Origin of the sequence: Providencia burhodogranariea DSM 19968 (assembly GCF_000314855.2) — a bacterium.
Lineage (GTDB): Bacteria > Pseudomonadota > Gammaproteobacteria > Enterobacterales > Enterobacteriaceae > Providencia > Providencia burhodogranariea.
Map to the genome: position 1 here is coordinate 634,270 of NZ_KB233223.1, position 17,326 is coordinate 651,595.

Annotated in this window: 13 protein-coding genes and 1 riboswitch; of the genes, 8 read left to right on the forward strand and 5 right to left on the reverse strand. The window is 40.6% G+C overall.

Annotated elements, in window-relative coordinates:
- Window positions 1-92 precede the first annotated feature (92 nt).
- On the forward strand, window positions 93-1,523 hold the full coding sequence (hldE, locus tag OOA_RS13515) for a bifunctional D-glycero-beta-D-manno-heptose-7-phosphate kinase/D-glycero-beta-D-manno-heptose 1-phosphate adenylyltransferase HldE (protein ID WP_008912716.1): 1,431 nt from the start codon (window positions 93-95) through the stop codon (window positions 1,521-1,523).
- Window positions 1,524-1,655: 132 nt separating this feature from the next.
- Here the strand turns inward: hldE and ubiK are convergent, their stop codons facing one another.
- Entirely contained in the window at window positions 1,656-1,937 is a 282-nt protein-coding gene (ubiK, locus tag OOA_RS13520) for a ubiquinone biosynthesis accessory factor UbiK (RefSeq protein WP_040691603.1), read from the reverse strand.
- Window positions 1,938-2,347: 410 nt separating this feature from the next.
- A riboswitch (FMN riboswitch) is annotated at window positions 2,348-2,503 on the forward strand.
- A gap of 154 nt (window positions 2,504-2,657) precedes the next feature.
- Here ubiK and ribB point away from each other — a divergent pair.
- Together ribB and ygiD are read left to right on the forward strand one after the other, a co-directional pair.
- The gene (gene ribB / locus OOA_RS13525; protein ID WP_008912718.1) at window positions 2,658-3,311 is read left to right on the forward strand and encodes a 3,4-dihydroxy-2-butanone-4-phosphate synthase; all 654 of its coding nucleotides are present in this window, start codon (window positions 2,658-2,660) and stop codon (window positions 3,309-3,311) included.
- A gap of 171 nt (window positions 3,312-3,482) precedes the next feature.
- Window positions 3,483-4,268, forward strand: a complete 786-nt coding sequence (gene ygiD / locus OOA_RS13530; protein ID WP_008912719.1) for a 4,5-DOPA-extradiol-dioxygenase — start codon at window positions 3,483-3,485, stop codon at window positions 4,266-4,268.
- Between the two features lie 179 nt (window positions 4,269-4,447).
- On the opposite strand, the gene OOA_RS13535 is transcribed toward ygiD, so the two are convergent.
- The 4 genes from OOA_RS13535 to tolC all read right to left on the reverse strand — a co-directional run bounded on the left by OOA_RS13535 (window position 4,448) and on the right by tolC (window position 10,340).
- Window positions 4,448-5,893 (reverse strand): amidase, encoded by a 1,446-nt coding sequence (locus tag OOA_RS13535; protein WP_008912720.1) that lies wholly within the window; start codon window positions 5,891-5,893, stop codon window positions 4,448-4,450.
- 374 nt (window positions 5,894-6,267) lie between these two features.
- Entirely contained in the window at window positions 6,268-7,428 is a 1,161-nt protein-coding gene (locus tag OOA_RS13540; protein ID WP_008912721.1) for a glutathionylspermidine synthase family protein, read from the reverse strand.
- A 6-nt stretch (window positions 7,429-7,434) separates the two neighbouring features.
- Window positions 7,435-8,139 (reverse strand): DUF1190 family protein, encoded by a 705-nt coding sequence (locus tag OOA_RS13545; protein WP_040691491.1) that lies wholly within the window; start codon window positions 8,137-8,139, stop codon window positions 7,435-7,437.
- Between the two features lie 818 nt (window positions 8,140-8,957).
- Window positions 8,958-10,340 (reverse strand): outer membrane channel protein TolC, encoded by a 1,383-nt coding sequence (gene tolC, locus OOA_RS13550; RefSeq protein ID WP_008912723.1) that lies wholly within the window; start codon window positions 10,338-10,340, stop codon window positions 8,958-8,960.
- Between the two features lie 354 nt (window positions 10,341-10,694).
- Here tolC and nudF point away from each other — a divergent pair, with 354 nt between their 5' ends.
- The 5 genes from nudF to parC all read left to right on the forward strand — a co-directional run bounded on the left by nudF (window position 10,695) and on the right by parC (window position 17,312).
- Window positions 10,695-11,333: an ADP-ribose diphosphatase gene (nudF, locus tag OOA_RS13555; protein WP_008912724.1), complete on the forward strand. Its 639-nt coding sequence runs from the start codon at window positions 10,695-10,697 to the stop codon at window positions 11,331-11,333.
- Between the two features lie 108 nt (window positions 11,334-11,441).
- Window positions 11,442-12,281: a 3',5'-cyclic-AMP phosphodiesterase gene (gene cpdA, locus OOA_RS13560; protein WP_008912725.1), complete on the forward strand. Its 840-nt coding sequence runs from the start codon at window positions 11,442-11,444 to the stop codon at window positions 12,279-12,281.
- Window positions 12,281-12,862, forward strand: coding sequence for an esterase YqiA (yqiA, locus tag OOA_RS13565; protein ID WP_008912726.1), 582 nt, complete (start codon window positions 12,281-12,283; stop codon window positions 12,860-12,862). The genes cpdA and yqiA overlap by 1 nt, the downstream gene beginning before the upstream one ends.
- A gap of 256 nt (window positions 12,863-13,118) precedes the next feature.
- Window positions 13,119-15,014, forward strand: a complete 1,896-nt coding sequence (gene parE, locus OOA_RS13570) for a DNA topoisomerase IV subunit B (protein WP_008912727.1) — start codon at window positions 13,119-13,121, stop codon at window positions 15,012-15,014.
- Window positions 15,015-15,053: 39 nt separating this feature from the next.
- Window positions 15,054-17,312, forward strand: coding sequence for a DNA topoisomerase IV subunit A (gene parC, locus OOA_RS13575; RefSeq protein ID WP_008912728.1), 2,259 nt, complete (start codon window positions 15,054-15,056; stop codon window positions 17,310-17,312).
- Window positions 17,313-17,326: the final 14 nt, after the last annotated feature.

Genomic DNA, 17,326 nt, shown 5'->3' on the forward strand with positions numbered 1-17,326 from the left:
AATTCAGTATTCTATTTCAATACTTGTCATGCAACTTTAAGCATGATTGGTATAAAATGAATATCAGGTTTCTTTTTTAACTGGAGTTCGGGATGAAAGTAACACTTCCTGATTATAAACAAGCAGGCGTATTGGTTGTTGGTGATGTCATGTTAGATCGCTATTGGCATGGTCAAGCTAACCGTATTTCACCAGAAGCACCGGTTCCGGTGGTAAAAGTTAACGTGGTAGAAGAGCGTCCCGGTGGGGCCGCGAACGTCGCAATGAATATTGCATCATTGGGCGCTAATTCTCGTCTAGTTGGGTTGACGGGTATTGATGATGCCGCAAAAGTATTAGCTGAAACTCTTAATGCAGTGAAAGTTCGCTGTGATTTTGTGGCGATCCCCACTCATCCTACAATTACTAAATTACGCGTTTTATCTCGTAATCAACAATTGATCCGCCTTGATTTTGAGGAAGGATTTGAAAATGTTGATGTACAACCAATGCTAGAACGCATTGAGCAAGCCTTACCTCATATTGGTGCATTGGTACTGTCGGATTATGCAAAAGGGGCACTATCGCAGGTTCAGAAAATGATCACACTGGCAAATAAAGCCGGCGTTCCTGTATTGATCGACCCAAAAGGTAGTGATTTTGAGCGTTATCGGGGGGCTACTCTCTTAACACCAAATATGTCTGAATTTGAAGCTATTGTCGGCCGTTGCCGTGATAACCAAGATGTTGAAGAGAAAGGGATGAAACTATTGGAGTCCCTCGATTTGACTGCATTATTGATCACGCGTTCAGAACAAGGCATGAGCTTGATCCGCCGTAATGAAGCACCGCTGCATTTACCAACTGAAGCTCAAGAAGTTTATGATGTAACGGGAGCAGGTGACACGGTGATTGGCGTATTGGCAGCATCGATTGCATCCGGCCGTCCTTTACATGAAGCTTGTGCATTAGCGAATGCTGCCGCAGGCGTGGTAGTTGGTAAGCTCGGAACCTCAACGGTTTCACCGATTGAATTAGAAAATGCCATCCGTGGCCGTGCTGATAACGGTTTTGGTGTTATGAATGAAAGTGAACTAAAACAAGCTGTTGAGAATGCAAGGCTACGTGGTGAACGTGTTGTTATGACTAATGGCTGTTTTGATATTCTTCATGCGGGTCATGTTAGTTACCTAGCTAACGCACGAAAACTCGGTGATAGGCTTATTGTGGCGGTAAATAGTGATGCATCAACACGTCGTTTAAAAGGTGAAACTCGACCAGTCAACCCGCTCGAACAACGAATGATAGTCTTAGGTGCGTTGGAATCTGTCGATTGGGTTGTACCATTTGAAGAAGATACGCCACAGCGTTTGATCGGTGAAGTATTGCCTGATGTACTTGTTAAAGGTGGCGATTATCGACCTGAAGAGATTGCGGGTAGCGAAGAGGTTTGGGCTGCTGGTGGAGAGGTCAAAGTTCTTAATTTTGAAGATGGTATTTCAACCACTAATATTATCAAAAATATTATGAAAACGACCGAGTAAATACACGTTTATCAATAATATAAAGGCCTGCTATTCAATATGATCCGCAGGCCTTATTTCCCATAGACTTCAAGTGCCAGCTAATTGTGCGTGTCCGCATCGCTGGCAATCCGAATCATGCGAGGTTAAAAATTATTGTTCTTCTTTCTTTTCTTCGAGGGCTTTAGGCTCGTTAAAACGCTCTTCTAATGCTTTCACGCGCTGTTCCATTTGAACCAGCTTTTCGCGGGTGCGCAACAACACTTGTGTTTGAATATCAAATTCTTCACGGCTAACCAGATCGAGCTTGCCAAGCTGTGATTGCAGCAATGAACGTATTTTTTTGTCAAAGTCTTCACCCAAATCACGAACGCCTTTTGGTAAAGCTCCTTGGATTTGACGTGCCACTTGTTCAATTTTCTTCGGATCGAGCATTTGCGGGTCCTTAAGTGTCAGAATATCAATTTGCTTATAGTGTAATACCACAACGCTTCGTAATAAACCCCAATACTTGTCATACTTCAAGCTATCGCTTTGTTGGCTACGCTCATTCACCCTAATCACGTAGTTATCTACGTTCCTAGAATACTCGTCATACTTCAAGTTGTCGCGTTGTTGGCTACGCTCACAGGGATTCATTCACTTGCCGCCTAGTGATAACTTGAATTATTTAGAGTATTTAATTCTTTAGGGGATTTAATTCATTAGAGAATTTAGGGGGAAGCTATATATTGAATTAGGTTAACACTTGGTTTTTATTGATTTTTTTTGACTAAAAATGTGAGTCGGGTGTCAATTTTCTGTTTGATCGTTGCGCACTTACATTATTGGCGCTATATTTATGGCGTTTATCTCAGGGCGGGGTGTAAGTCCCCACCGGCGGTAACATGCTTACGCATGAAGCCCGCGAGCGCTTTATAGCCTGTATTAGGCGGTAAAGGTCAGCAGATCCAGTGTGAATCTGGAGCCGACGGTCATAGTCCGGATGGGAGAGAATAACTGTATCAGCATACATTGTGCTTTAGCGCAATATTGATCTGCATACCTGAATTTGAAAGAAACGCGTTCGCGGTTTTTTTGCTTATTCAGTTCTCGTACTCCTAAGACTGCCCTGATTCTGGTAACTAAAAAATTGAAACTTAAGAGGTTTTTACCATGAATCAGACGCTACTTTCCGAATTCGGTAATCCAATCGAACGTGTTGAACATGCTATCGAAGCAATCCGCCAAGGTAAAGGTGTGCTTGTACTCGATGATGAAGATCGTGAAAATGAAGGCGATCTTGTTTTTGCTGCTGAAACTATGACGGCTGAACAGATGGCAATGACAATTCGCTATAGCAGTGGAATTGTTTGTTTGTGCATCACTGAAGAACGCCGTAAACAGCTTGAACTTCCTATGATGGTCGAAAAAAATACCAGCCAAAACCAAACTGCTTTTACTGTAACGATTGAAGCGGCAAAAGGGGTATCGACAGGGGTTTCTGCTGCTGACCGAGTAACAACTATCCGCGCTGCTATTGCGGATAATGCAATTCCTGCCGACATTCATCACCCAGGTCATGTTTTTCCACTCCGTGGCCGTGAAGGTGGTGTATTAACACGTCGTGGTCATACCGAAGCAAGTATTGATTTAGCAACATTAGCAGGCTTTAAACCTGCTGGCGTATTGTGTGAATTGACTAATGACGATGGCACTATGGCTCGTACACCTGAAGTTGTTGCCTTTGCAAAAGAGCATGGTTTGACGGTATTGACGATCGAAGACTTGGTCGCATACCGCCTACAAGCGGAACAAAAAGCAAGCTAATTAGCGCAAACAATTCTTAGATATTTAGTCTAAATATTCAAAGCCGCAATGTGTATAACGTTGTGGCTTTTTCAATTTATTTGATTGAAATGCTCAGTGTGACACTACTGTGATTTATGGGGAAATTGCGTATGCTGATTACAAGATCCGTAAAATGGAGTATTAAAAATCATGTCAGCAAACAGAATGCCTGCACTATTTGTTGGTCACGGTAGCCCAATGAATGCAGTGTCTGATAATCGTTTTACAGCAGCATGGAAAGCACTCGGTCAATCCCTCCCAAAGCCTAGGGCAATTCTTATGATCTCGGCACATTGGTATACCCGAGGAACAGCTGTTACAGCGATGGGAAATCCTAAAACTATCCATGATTTTGGTGGTTTTCCTGATGCACTATTCCAAGTTGAATACCCTGCTCCAGGCTCACCAGAACTTGCTGGGCAAATTGCTGATTTATTATCACCATTGTCTATCTATTTAGATCACGATGAGTGGGGGCTAGATCATGGTGCTTGGGAAATCCTTGTGCGTATGTACCCTGAGGCAAATATCCCAGTTGTCCAACTCAGCATTGATGGTACTAAACCATTAGCTTGGCATCTAGAAATGGGACGCAAGCTATCAGTGTTGAGAGAACAAGGAATAATGATTATGGGCAGTGGTAATGTAGTGCATAATTTAAGAGAAATGAATTGGCAAAATGCAGATGTTGAAGCCTATCCTTGGGCTCGTTCATTCGAACAATTTGTTTGTGATAATTTGCGAAGTCAAGGATCACCACACCCATTAACACAAGCTCTAGAAAGAGAAGATGGTAAGCATTCTAATCCATCGGCTGAACACTTTTTACCGTTACTCTATATTCTAGGTACATGGAATGGTGAAGAGGCGATATCGACCCCAACTGAAGGCATTGTATCCGGTTCATTGAGTATGTTATCGGTGCAAGTGGGCTAGGTTGGTAAAAAACATTTTGTTGTTGTAGCGCTTTGTTTTCAATGTACTGAATAATAATAGTTATTTAAAAGCCCGAACCACAGACATCAGTATGTGATTCGGGCTACCTGCAAAGCCTTTGTTGCAGTCAATAGTATTTAGGAATATGAACAATATCTTGAGGGCTATTTATGTCGAGATTATTCATTACCCGCCCAAATTTGTGGGCTTAAATGTCCCCAAGGTGCCGCATTTTCAAGTTGGCCCGCTAAACTAAATAATTTTGCATCTAGGCCAAAACCAGCCGTGAACATCACACCTATTGGCAATTTAGTGTTTGAATCAAAGCCGGCAGGCACAGACATTGAAGGTAATCCGGATATATTGGCAAGGGCAGTAAAAGGTGATTGGCTAAACACATGATTTATCCAGCCCAATCCATCCACATCATTTTGTACTTTATTATACTCACCAATTTTTAAAGGTAATTTGGCGATTGTTGGTGTCATTAAAATATCGTATTTTTCAAAATAGCCGCCTAATTTACGAGAGACGATATTTCTTGTTGAAATAGCTTTTAGAATATCTATCCCACTAATTTTTTTACCGTACTGATAGGCAGCAATTGTCGCGGCCTCAAGGTTTTCTTCATTAATCAACCTTCCTGTAATCGCGGCGACATTATCTATCCATGCTGCGGTGTTTACATTCCAAAATTGGGCATTAGCGAAAACAAAAGCTTCCCAACTCACGCCCGTATCAAGTTTAACAAGTTCAACATCATGACCTAATGTAGAAAGTAGCTGGGCGGTTTTTTGTAATGTGTCAGAAATAGAGCGGTCTGTTTTTTCTCCCGTAGGCGGATCAATGACTAAACCAATCTTCAATTTACCGGGGTTTTCATTAACTGCACTGAGAAAGCTCTTCTCAGGTAAAGCCGTGTAGTAAGGCTCTCCAATTGCTGGAGTGCTAATCGCATCCAACAAAGCAGCACTATCTCTTACTGTACGACTTACTCCCAGATGTGCTAATAAACCACTCCACACTTCATCTTGAAATGGCCCGCTAGAGACGCGGCCACGAGTTGGCTTTAAACCAAAGAGGCCATTTACTGCTGCTGGGACGCGAATCGAACCACCACCATCGGTAGCATGTGCCAAGGGAACCATTCCAGCGGCGACCGCTGCTGCCGAGCCACCAGTTGAGCCGCCTGCATTAAAATGAAGGTTCCAAGGATTCAATGTTGGTCCAGTAAAACTAGCTTCTGTCGTGGTACTAATTGCAAATTCAGATGTCGTTGTTCTACCTAACGTTGCTAATCCTGCTTTTTTATATAAAGACATTAAAGTTGAGTCATTATTTATGATCATTCCTTGAGCCAGCTGGCTGCCAAGCTCATTTCTTTTTCCTTTCATTGTGATAGCAAGATCTTTAATTAAGAATGGAACACCATACAATGGAGATAATCTATCCGCATTAGGCTCGACTTCCCCAATCCAAAATTCAATAACTGCATTAATTTTGGGGTTTATTCGACTGATAGAGTCTATAGAGGCTTGAATGACTTCATCACTACTCACTTCTTTATTTTTAATTAGTTGAGCCAAACCAATGCCGTCATAAGAAACAAATTCACTTAATTTCATGTTGACTCCCTATTTTATTATCATATTTCAGTTGGTTATAAAAAATGAATTCAATACAATTTTCTTAAAAAAATAAAAAAGAAAATGTATATATGATTACGACATTAATTCAGGATAGGAATATTTTTTAAAGAAATAGTTAGGTATTCAGTATTTAAATAGATTAAAAAACACACAGTGGAGAAGTATATATTGCACATAACATAATCAGTCAGCAACGTTTTATTAACATTCCAGGTGGGCTAATTTTATTATTTGATTAAAGCAATTATTCAGGACAGCGCTTACAGAGGATTACGGAGTGGGTAGTTTTATAACGTTGATATTAGTTTATTGGTTATAAAAAAGGCATGTGAAAACATGCCTTTTTTATATTAATCGATAATAACGTGAGGATAAAATCTTGATAAATCTTGAGTAATTATCTCTTTGTCTTCACGAATACAGATACCTGCGGCTTGATCATTAACTAGCCAACTTCCCACTAACGTGTAGTTACCTTCAAATTGAGGTAGCGCGTGGAATTGCTGAATAATCATACCTTCTTCACCGTAAGGCCCATCAGCGGATGCGATTTCTTTACCATTTTCAATCACTCGAATATTTGCACCTTCGCGAGAAAATAGAGGTTTAATCACATAGCTATCAAGTTCAGGCTTATTGCCATCAGCAAAGTAAGCTGGCAGTAAATTAGGATGATCGGGGAACATCTCCCACAGCATTGGTAGCAGAGCTTTATTAGATATAATGCTTTTCCAAGCTGGCTCTAACCAGCGAACACCGGCATCTTCTAACTTCGTGGAGAAAATCTCTCTTAGCATGAATTCCCACGGATACAGCTTAAACAGGTTACTGATTACTTGATCTTGCGGATCAGTAAATTCACCTTTTTCACCAAGGCCAATTTCATCCATGTACAGGAACTCAGTGGCAACGCCAGCTTCATTTGCGCAGTCTTGCAAGTATTGTACTGTGCCACGATCTTCATCTGTATCACGGCAGCAAGCCATGTGTAGCAGACGGAAACCATGCTGCTCTTTGAGCTGCGTGAACCGTTCGATCAACTGTTCTTGAATGCCATTAAATTGATCTGCATTTTCTGGCAGATTCCCTGCGGCTATTTGATCTTCCAACCAGATCCATTGGAAGAATGCAGACTCATACAGAGAGGTTGGTGTGTCTGCATTATTTTCCAGTAGCTTAGGCGGATTTATACCGTCATAAGCGAGATCAAGGCGTGAATAGAGAGATGGCTGACCTGTTTTCCATGAATTACGGACAAAACCCCAGCAATGTTTTGGAATTTGAAAACGTGCAAGTAGCTCATCACTTTCGATAACACGTTCAACCACTTTTAAGCACATCTGATGCAATTCGGCGGTTGCATCTTCGATTTCTTCAATCTGTGCCAAGGTGAATTGATAATAGGCATCTTCAGACCAATATGGTTCGCCATACATAGTGTGAAAACCGAAACCAAACTCAGCAGCTTTGTCGCGCCAATCAGGGCGCTCAATAATAGGAACTCGCTTCATTGCTTATCAACCACCCATTGAACGGGAAGATGAAGAAGATTTAGCGGAAGACGAAGACCTTTGAGCCATAGCTTGTTTGTTTACTGAATCACCAAAACCACCACGAGTTACTGTCGAAGTTGTTGGTGGCTTAGGAGCCATTGCGGTTTTTGGTACGCTCATAGAACGACCACCAGCAGTTGCGGGACCATAGCTTTTACCTGTTGCATCAACAAATTTACCACTTGCTGGACTAGCTGGGTTTTTAGAGCTAAATAATGGTTGAGAAGCAGCGCCACCGCCCATCATTCGCCCCATCATATAACCCATCATCAGCGGCATCCACATACTGCCTGAGCTGCTTTGAGCTTGAGCAGTTTGTTCACCTTCGCCAGTTCCAGTTCCTGAGAAACTTGCCTGCGCTGGAGTTTGAGTACACATTGACTCACCAAACTCAGCAATACAATCTGCTTGAGTTGCATATTTAGGCGCAGTTTTTGCTGCTTCTTGTAATGCATTATTATAAGCAACAGTACATTGTTCAGCTTGTGACGGGTTTGCTTGGCTACAGTCTTGAGCATTGGTATACAGAGAAACGGTTTCATCGCTTTCTTCACAAGCTGAGAGCATAAATACAGCACTAACTGCAATCGCGACTGGCGCTAAACGGTATGAACGCCAAGACTTACGAAATGCGTCTTGATTGATATCTTTGGTACGCTTCATGGTCATGGTAATTACCCTGAATTAAAAGTGAGTAAGATGATAAATTTATTGACTCTAGAATAGGCGAAATACGCTGAAAATTAAAGCTGAAATGCTAATGAAAGGCGATTAATTAATTAATTTTGTGAAATTGATACCATAAGTGATCAATAACAGAATGAAAATTTTAAATAATTAGACTATTTTCTTTTAATATCAATTTGTTATTCATTGCTTGTTTTTTTATCTAATCCTTAATATTCATATTCAGAATTGACTGATTTTCCAGAGAAGTAATCAAGTAAAATAGCAATACCATCAATTAAAACGTGAAATAGGTGTTTTCAGCGGTTTTAATGCTTATTATGTGATGATGCAGGCTTTTTCTAAAAATGAAATAGAGTATTAGCATCAAGAATTGTGTTTGATAAGAAACTTTATAGCGTAAAGCGGTACTATTGATAATAATCATGTTCTAATTCGCTGTTATACTAGTCATTCTTCAATTATTTGGTTCTGATATTCAAATTATATCGTTTGCCTAAACTCATCTAGCCACCTCCTGTTTACACTGACAAAAGCCTCAGATTATTTTGGCTATAGTTATTGATAGTAATGTTAGGGTTTTATTTAGCTATCGGTATGTTTGAATTTAAGTTATTTGAAATTTAATCCCATGATAAATAAATGAAATTTCTAATAGGAGGAGAAAAACAGGAAGAGGATGATTTAAATTTATGGTACTTCAAATTGCTAGATAGCTAAATTAAGGCACCCGAGTTACATCGTTATCTATGTTTCTCGGGTGGCAGTATTTCTTGCTTAGATTAATTGTCGATCTTCAATTAATTGATTTTAGGCGCTTCGATATTGCGGATAATACTGCTGGATGCAGTTGAAACTTCTTTACCCAAGCTCGCATTTAGACGCGCGATATCATCTTCATTCAATGTTCCACGTGCAAATTGGATATTTAATTCGTTAATCATGTAATCATAACGTGCATTTGACAGGTTTTGTTTGGCTTGATAAAGCGCTGTAGTCGCTGTTAACACATCGACGATTGTACGAGTACCAACCTGATAACCTGCTTCCATCGCATCTAATGAGCTTTGTGCAGAGACAACAACTTGTTTGTAAGCGTTGATACTACTGATAGAAGATGCAACGTTGTTATAAGAAGAACGGACCAACTGAACCACATTACGATAAATGCTTTCAAGTTGCTCACTTGCACCTTGGAAACCATATTGTGCTTGTTCAACTTGTGAACTCACACCCCCACCACTATATAATGGCAGGCTTAATGTTAAACCAACACTGTTCTGACCATTGTAGTTATTGCGGTTATTACTCAGGCTATTGTAATTACTACCATGGTTATGAGTGTTAGTGACCGTCGTTGATGCATTCAATGAAACCGTTGGCATGTGACCAGTTTCTGCTAAGCGAATGTTCTCACGAGAAACATCTTGCGCTAAACGTGCACTAAGAAGGCTGAGGTTTCTCTCTTCCGCTTCTTTTAAAATTGCATCCACTTGTTCAGGATTAACTGTTTTAAAACGGTCGATATTTAACGATGCTAATTGATTGTAATAGATACCACTGACTTGACGTAATTTTTCAATTGCATTTTCTAAGCTATTACGACCTGCAACTTCTTGTGCCAAAACGCTATCATAGTTAGCTCGGGCGTTTTGTACGTCAGTTATAGCGACTAAACCAACATTAAAGCGTTGAGTTGTTTGGTCTAATTGACGATAAACGGCTTCTTTATTTGCTTCGATATAAGATAAGGCATCAATCGCTTTTAATACATTAAAGTAAGCGGTCGCTGTATCCAAAATGAGTTGCTGCTGGCCAGTTTGATAGGTGACGTCAGAAATTCCTGCTGTTTTTTCTTGCAGAGTGAGCTGACGCCATTTAGACATATCAAACACGACTTGAGTTAAGCCTAAAGATGCGTTCAACTGGTTGCTTTCAGTATTACTTGTATCACGGTAGCCACTTCCGTAATTTGCACCTGCGGTCAGGCCTAATTGTGGTAATAGTGGACTACGTGCTTGATTAATTTTTTCGTAAGCTTGGTTACGCTCAGCTAATGATTTTCTTAAGTCAGGATTACTCTCTTTTGATTTTTGGTAAACCTGCAGTAAATCTTCTGCGTAACTGTTGGTACTGAGACCCACAAAACTCATTGCAATAAAAAGGGGAAGCAGCTTCTTCATTTGGATTCCTTGATTAAACAGCAAATAGGTTGAGTCTGTTACCTAAAGCCCATCGCAATTTTATTTTGGATGGTGAGAGCTGTGATTATTTATAAAGTGTAATGAACGTAACCTTATTAATATAAAAAAATCATCAGCGCTAGAAACAGTCATCAAAACAGATTCTGTTATTACCCATAAATTTAAATAATGGCGCGTATTGTAACAGAGTATCTCTTATGTTAACGGTAGCGTTTTGTGCCATTTTGTCTCAATTTGTTTAAACATTAAATCATATCAGGTGAAAAAACCTTAAAAACTGTCATATTTCATAATTTTTCCATAATATGGAAATCATCAGCTTAGGAGATTTTTATGGCAAAAAACGCAGAACGACCAATTAAATACAGTAAAAATGATGTTGAAATTATATCTAAGCGTAAATTATTTAACGGTTTTTTTCAAATGGTCGAATATCGATTCCGTCACCGTCTATTCGAAGGTGGTTGGAGCCAAGAAATTACCCGTGAAGTCTTTGAACGTGGTCATGCTGGGGTGATTCTGCCTTATGATCCCAAAACAGACAATGTGGTGTTAATTGAGCAAATTAGGTTACCAGCGATAGAAACGAGTGAAACGCCATGGTTACTTGAAGCGATAGCAGGGATAATAGAACCCAATGAAACTGCTCTAAACGTTATACATCGTGAAGCGGATGAAGAGGCCGGATTAGTTATTGGTCGGACAGAAAAAGCGTTAAGCTATTTATCGAGCCCAGGCGGAACATCTGAACGTATGCATGTGTATGTTGGTGAGGTGGATAGCACTCAAGCATCTGGTATTCATGGTTTAAAATCTGAAAATGAAGATATTCGTGTTCATGTTGTGAGTCGTGAGCAGGCATATCAATGGGTTGAAGATGGTGTGATTGATAATGCAGCGACAGTCATCGTCATTCAGTGGCTACAACTCAATTTTCAAAAACTAATTGAAAAATGGGTGAAACTATCTTAAATAACAATTAATCTAATTAAGTGTGTGCTATTTAGCAGATATTAACCTTATGTTAACGATAGAATAGTAGAATAACAGCAACATTTTTTATGGGAACAAGGAAAACTTTTGGACAGCCAGCTTGAAGTGACTGCTCTAAACGATAAGGTAGTCAGGATTTTACAGGTTACTGATACGCATCTCTTTGCTGATACAGCGAATACCCTATTGGGGATTAATACGCACGAAAGCTATCATGCCGTCCTTGATGCTATTTTAGAACAAAATCAACCTATTGACCTAATAGTGGCAACAGGGGATTTGGTTCAAGATCAATCACCTCAAGCATATCAACATTTTGTGCATGGAATTAATCTGATATCAGCCCCTTGTGTTTGGCTTCCGGGTAATCATGATTATCAACCCGCCATGGTAAAATCACTAAAGGTCAAGGGAATATCTTGTGAAAAAGAAATTCTTATTGGCAATGAATGGCAAATTTTGCTACTTGATAGCCAACTGCAAGATGTCCCTCATGGTGAGCTGTCCGAGCAACAACTTGAATGGATGAAAAGCTGTTTGGATAAACAACCACAGCGTACAACGATTATTATGCTTCATCACCATCCGCTGCCTTCTGGTTGTACTTGGCTTGATCAACATAGCCTGCGTAATTCACATATTTTAGCTGATTATTTAAAGGATTATCCTCAAGTTAAAGCGATGCTATGTGGGCATATCCATCAAGAAATGGATGAGAACTGGCATGGTATTCGGTTGCTGGCAACACCTTCAACGTGCGTACAATTTAAACCCCACTGTACCAATTTCGCACTTGACACCTCAACTCCCGGCTGGCGTTATCTTGAACTATCTATAGATGAAAATGGTAATAGGCAGATTAATACTCAAGTTCATCGTTTAGAGACTCGAAAATTTAGCCCCGATTTAAATTCGGATGGGTACTAATGTCGACGCTACTTTATATCCATGGTTTTAATAGTTCACCTCAGTCGGCTAAAGCTAGCGGTTTAAAACAGTGGGTTAGCGAGCATTACCCAAATATCAATATGATAGTGCCTCAGCTCCCAAACTATCCAAAGCAAGCCGAGCAAATGTTAGAAGAGATTATCTTACAGCATAAAGATCAGCCTATGGGGCTAGTTGGGTCATCTTTGGGAGGTTATTTTTCCATTTGGTTCTCACAGCGCTTTAATTTACCCGCAGTTGTTGTTAACCCTGCTGTACGCCCTTTCGATTTACTCCAAGATTACCTTGGCGAAAATATCAATCCTTATACTGATGAGCATTATTTTCTAGAGCCTAAACATATAAATGAGCTTAAAGCAATGTATTGCGAACAGCTCAGCTCCCCTGATTTGATTTGGCTTTTACAGCAAACGGGTGATGAAGTTCTTGATTATCGGCAGGCTGTTACTTACCTTGCAAAATGTAAACAAACGGTTGAATTACAAGGTAATCATGCATTTGTTGGATTCGAAGTTTACTTTCCTCAAATAGTTCGTTTTCTGAGATTGGCAGAGAAATAATGTCAAAACCCATGTACACTGTTATTATCAACAGTAAATTACTGATTGAACAGTTTGTACCTGTCGTATTTTAAGTTGCATGAAGTGTGTTGTGAATATAAAGCACTGCTCAACTAGCCTAATCACTTTGAATCGCATCGTTATTATGGTTCTAGTTTTCTTAATGTGAACAGCTTCGCTTGCTACCTACATGTATCTTGAATTATTTTGAGTATAATTTTGTTCAATTAATCACCTATTACCGCAGAGTGACAACATGACTCAATCTAGTTATAACGCCGAGGCCATTGAAGTTCTCAGTGGTTTGGAACCTGTTCGTCGTCGCCCTGGAATGTATACAGACACCAGCCGACCGAACCATTTAGCGCAAGAAGTCATTGATAACAGTGTTGACGAAGCATTAGCAGGGCACGCAGGGCACATTGAAGTTATCTTATATCCTGATCAATCAATTGAAGTAATTGATGACGGTCGTGGTATGCCAGTTGATATTCATCCTGAAATGAAAGTATCTGCCGTTGAATTGATCTTAGGGCAGCTGCATGCTGGTGGTAAATTCTCAAACAAAAACTATCAATTTTCTGGTGGTTTGCACGGTGTTGGTATTTCGGTAGTTAATGCGTTGTCTAAACGTATTGAAGTCACAGTTCGTCGTAACGGTGAAATTTATCGAATTGCCTTCGAAAATGGCGACAAAGTTGAAGAACTTCATGTTATTGGGACTTGTGGTAAACGTAACACTGGAACCAGTGTTCATTTCTGGCCTGATGAAAGCTATTTTGACAACCCGCGCTTTTCCGTATCTCGACTTGCCCATAATTTAAAAGCAAAAGCTGTTTTATGTCCTGGTGTGAAGATCACGTTTAAGGATGAGCTCAATAATACAGAGCAAAGCTGGTGCTATAGTGATGGGTTAACCGATTATTTAATGGAAGCAGTTAATGGGCTAGACCTATTACCTGAGAAACCATTCACTGGCGCATTTTCAAGTGAAACAGAAGCGGCTGAGTGGGCATTATTATGGTTGCCTGAAGGTGGCGAATTACTCACTGAAAGTTATGTTAACCTGATCCCAACGGCTCAAGGTGGGACGCACGTTAATGGTCTCCGTCAAGGTCTACTTGATGCGATGCGGGAATTCTGTGAATTTCGCAATATTTTACCTCGGGGAGTCAAACTTTCAGCAGATGATATTTGGGAACGTTGTGCTTATGTTCTTTCTGTTAAGATGCAAGATCCGCAATTTGCAGGGCAGACCAAAGAGCGCCTCTCTTCTCGCCAGTGTGCAGCATTCGTTTCGGGTGTAATTAAAGATGCTTTTAGCTTATGGCTGAACCAAAACGTACAAGTTGCTGAGCAATTAGCTGAAATGGCGATTGCAAGTGCCCAGCGTCGAATGCGTGCAGCAAAAAAAGTCGTTCGTAAAAAATTAACCAGTGGCCCCGCATTACCCGGTAAATTAGCGGATTGTAGCTCGCAAGATTTGAAGATGACTGAGTTATTCTTGGTTGAAGGGGATTCTGCGGGCGGATCGGCAAAACAAGCGCGTGATCGTGAATATCAAGCTATCATGCCTTTACGCGGAAAAATTTTAAATACGTGGGAAGTTTCTTCTGATGAAGTGTTAGCGTCACAAGAAGTCCATGATATTTCGGTCGCCATTGGCATGGATCCTGATAGTGAAGATTTGAGCCAATTACGCTATGGGAAAGTCTGTATTCTTGCGGATGCTGACTCGGATGGTTTACATATTGCCACATTATTGTGTGCCTTGTTTGTCCGTCATTTCCCTGCCTTAGTTAAAGCGGGTCATGTTTACATGGCAATGCCGCCACTCTATCGTATTGATTTAGGGAAAGAGACCTTTTACGCATTAGATGAAAGTGAAAAAAATGCGGTGCTTGATAAGCTAAGCCGTAAAAGAGGCAAGCCAAATGTCCAGCGCTTTAAAGGACTGGGGGAAATGAACCCAATTCAGCTGCGTGAAACGACATTAGACCCTAATACCCGTCGTCTTGTTCAGTTGATCATCAATGATGAAAACTATGCAGAAACATTAGCGGTTATGGATATGCTTTTGGCTAAGAAACGTTCAGAAGATCGCCGTAATTGGTTACAAGAAAAAGGCGATATGGCTGAAATTGAAGTCTAACATTCATCACGCTATCAAAAAGAGTAAGGAAAGTATTAAATGAGTGAAATTACTCATGACGGCGTAGAGCGTTTACCTCTCCACGCGTTTACTGAGAGCGCCTATCTGAACTACTCGATGTATGTCATCATGGATAGGGCACTACCGTTTATTGGGGATGGGCTAAAGCCTGTCCAGCGACGTATCGTCTATGCAATGTCCGAATTGGGACTAAGTAACACGGCAAAATATAAAAAATCCGCGAGAACTGTCGGTGACGTATTAGGTAAGTATCACCCTCATGGTGATAGTGCTTGTTACGAAGCGATGGTATTGATGGCGCAGCCATTTTCTTATCGCTACCCGCTGGTAGATGGTCAAGGGAACTGGGGGGCACCAGATGATCCTAAATCATTTGCGGCAATGCGTTATACCGAGTCACGCTTATCAAAATATGCGGAGTTACTACTCAGTGAGTTAGCGCATGGTACGGTTGATTGGGTTCCCAACTTTGACGGGACATTAAATGAACCGAAAATGCTGCCTGCACGCTTACCGAATATCCTATTAAATGGAACAACGGGAATTGCTGTTGGGATGGCAACTGACATTCCTCCACATAATGCCCGTGAAGTCGCGCAAGCAGTGATTGCTTTGCTTGAAAAACCAGAGCTATCTCTTGATGATATTATGGCGTTTGTTCCAGGGCCTGATTATCCAACTGATGCTGAAATTATCTCTTCTCGGGATGATATTCGTAAAATTTATCAGAATGGTCGTGGTTCTGTGCGCATGCGTGCAGTCTGGGAAAAAGAAGATGGTAATGCCGTTATTACTGGGCTTCCTCATCAAGTTTCAGGGGCAAAAATCCTTGAGCAGATAGCTAGCCAAATGCGTGCTAAAAAATTACCGATGATCGATGATTTACGTGATGAATCTAATCATGAAAATCCGACGCGTTTGGTCATCGTTCCACGTAGTAACCGAGTTGACCTTGAGCAGGTAATGACCCACCTGTTTGCTACGACGGATTTAGAAAAAAGTTATCGTGTAAACCTCAACATGATTGGTCTAAATAATCGTCCTTCAGTTAAAGGTTTAGTGGAAATTCTCAATGAGTGGATTGTTTATCGTCGCCAGACTGTACGCAATCGTCTAAATCACCGTTTAGAAAAAGTCCTTAAGCGTTTGCATATTTTAGATGGTTTATTAATTGCTTATCTAAATATCGATGAAGTTATTGAAATCATCCGCGGTGAAGATGAGCCTAAACCGGTATTAATGTCACGCTTTAATATTTCAGATACTCAAGCCGAAGCTATCTTAGAATTAAAATTGCGTCATTTAGCAAAACTCGAAGAAGTAAAAATTCGTGGTGAGCAAGATGAATTAGCGAAAGAACGTGATGATTTACAAGGTATTCTAGGTTCAGAGCGTAAGCTGAATAGCTTGATTAAAAAAGAAATTCAGGCAGATGCAAAAACGTATGGTGACGATCGTCGTTCTCCATTACAAGAGCGCGAAGAAGCTAAGGCATTAAGCGAACATGAAATACTACCTTCTGAGCCTATTACGGTTGTACTTTCAGAAATGGGTTGGGTGCGTAGTGCTAAAGGCCATGATATTGAGCCTGCGAATCTAAACTATAAAGCTGGAGATAGCTTCAGAGGTGCTGCACGAGGTAAAACAAATCAGCCAGCAGTATTCCTTGATACAACAGGGCGTAGTTACTCTGTCGATCCATTAGAATTACCTTCCGCTCGAAGCCAAGGTGAGCCATTAACTGGAAGGTTGTCAATTCCGCCGGGTGCGACGATTGAGCATGTTCTAATGGCACAAGATGAACAAAAATACTTGATGGCATCTGATGCAGGCTATGGTTTTATTTGTACATTTAACGACCTAGTCACGAAGAATAAAACAGGTAAGGCACTGATTAATTTACCTGATAATGCCAAAATATTAGCACCGATTGAGCTTCGCAATGAGCAAGAAGATCTGTTGTTGGCGATAACCAAAGCTGGCCGTATGCTGATGTTCCCTGTATCTGATTTACCTCAGTTGTCAAAAGGAAAAGGCAACAAAATTATCAATATTACAGGTGCTCAAGCAGCAAGTGGTGAAGACCTTCTTGTTTGGTTATTAGTTCTACCTGCTCAAGCCGCGATTACGCTCTATTTCGGTAAACGGAAGCTTAAGTTTAAAGCAGAAGAATTACAAAAATATCGGGCAGAACGTGGCCGCCGAGGAACATCGTTACCTCGTGGGTTGCATAATATTGAACGAATTGAAGTTGAATCTGTAGAAACAGATAAATAATAATCTTTTTATTT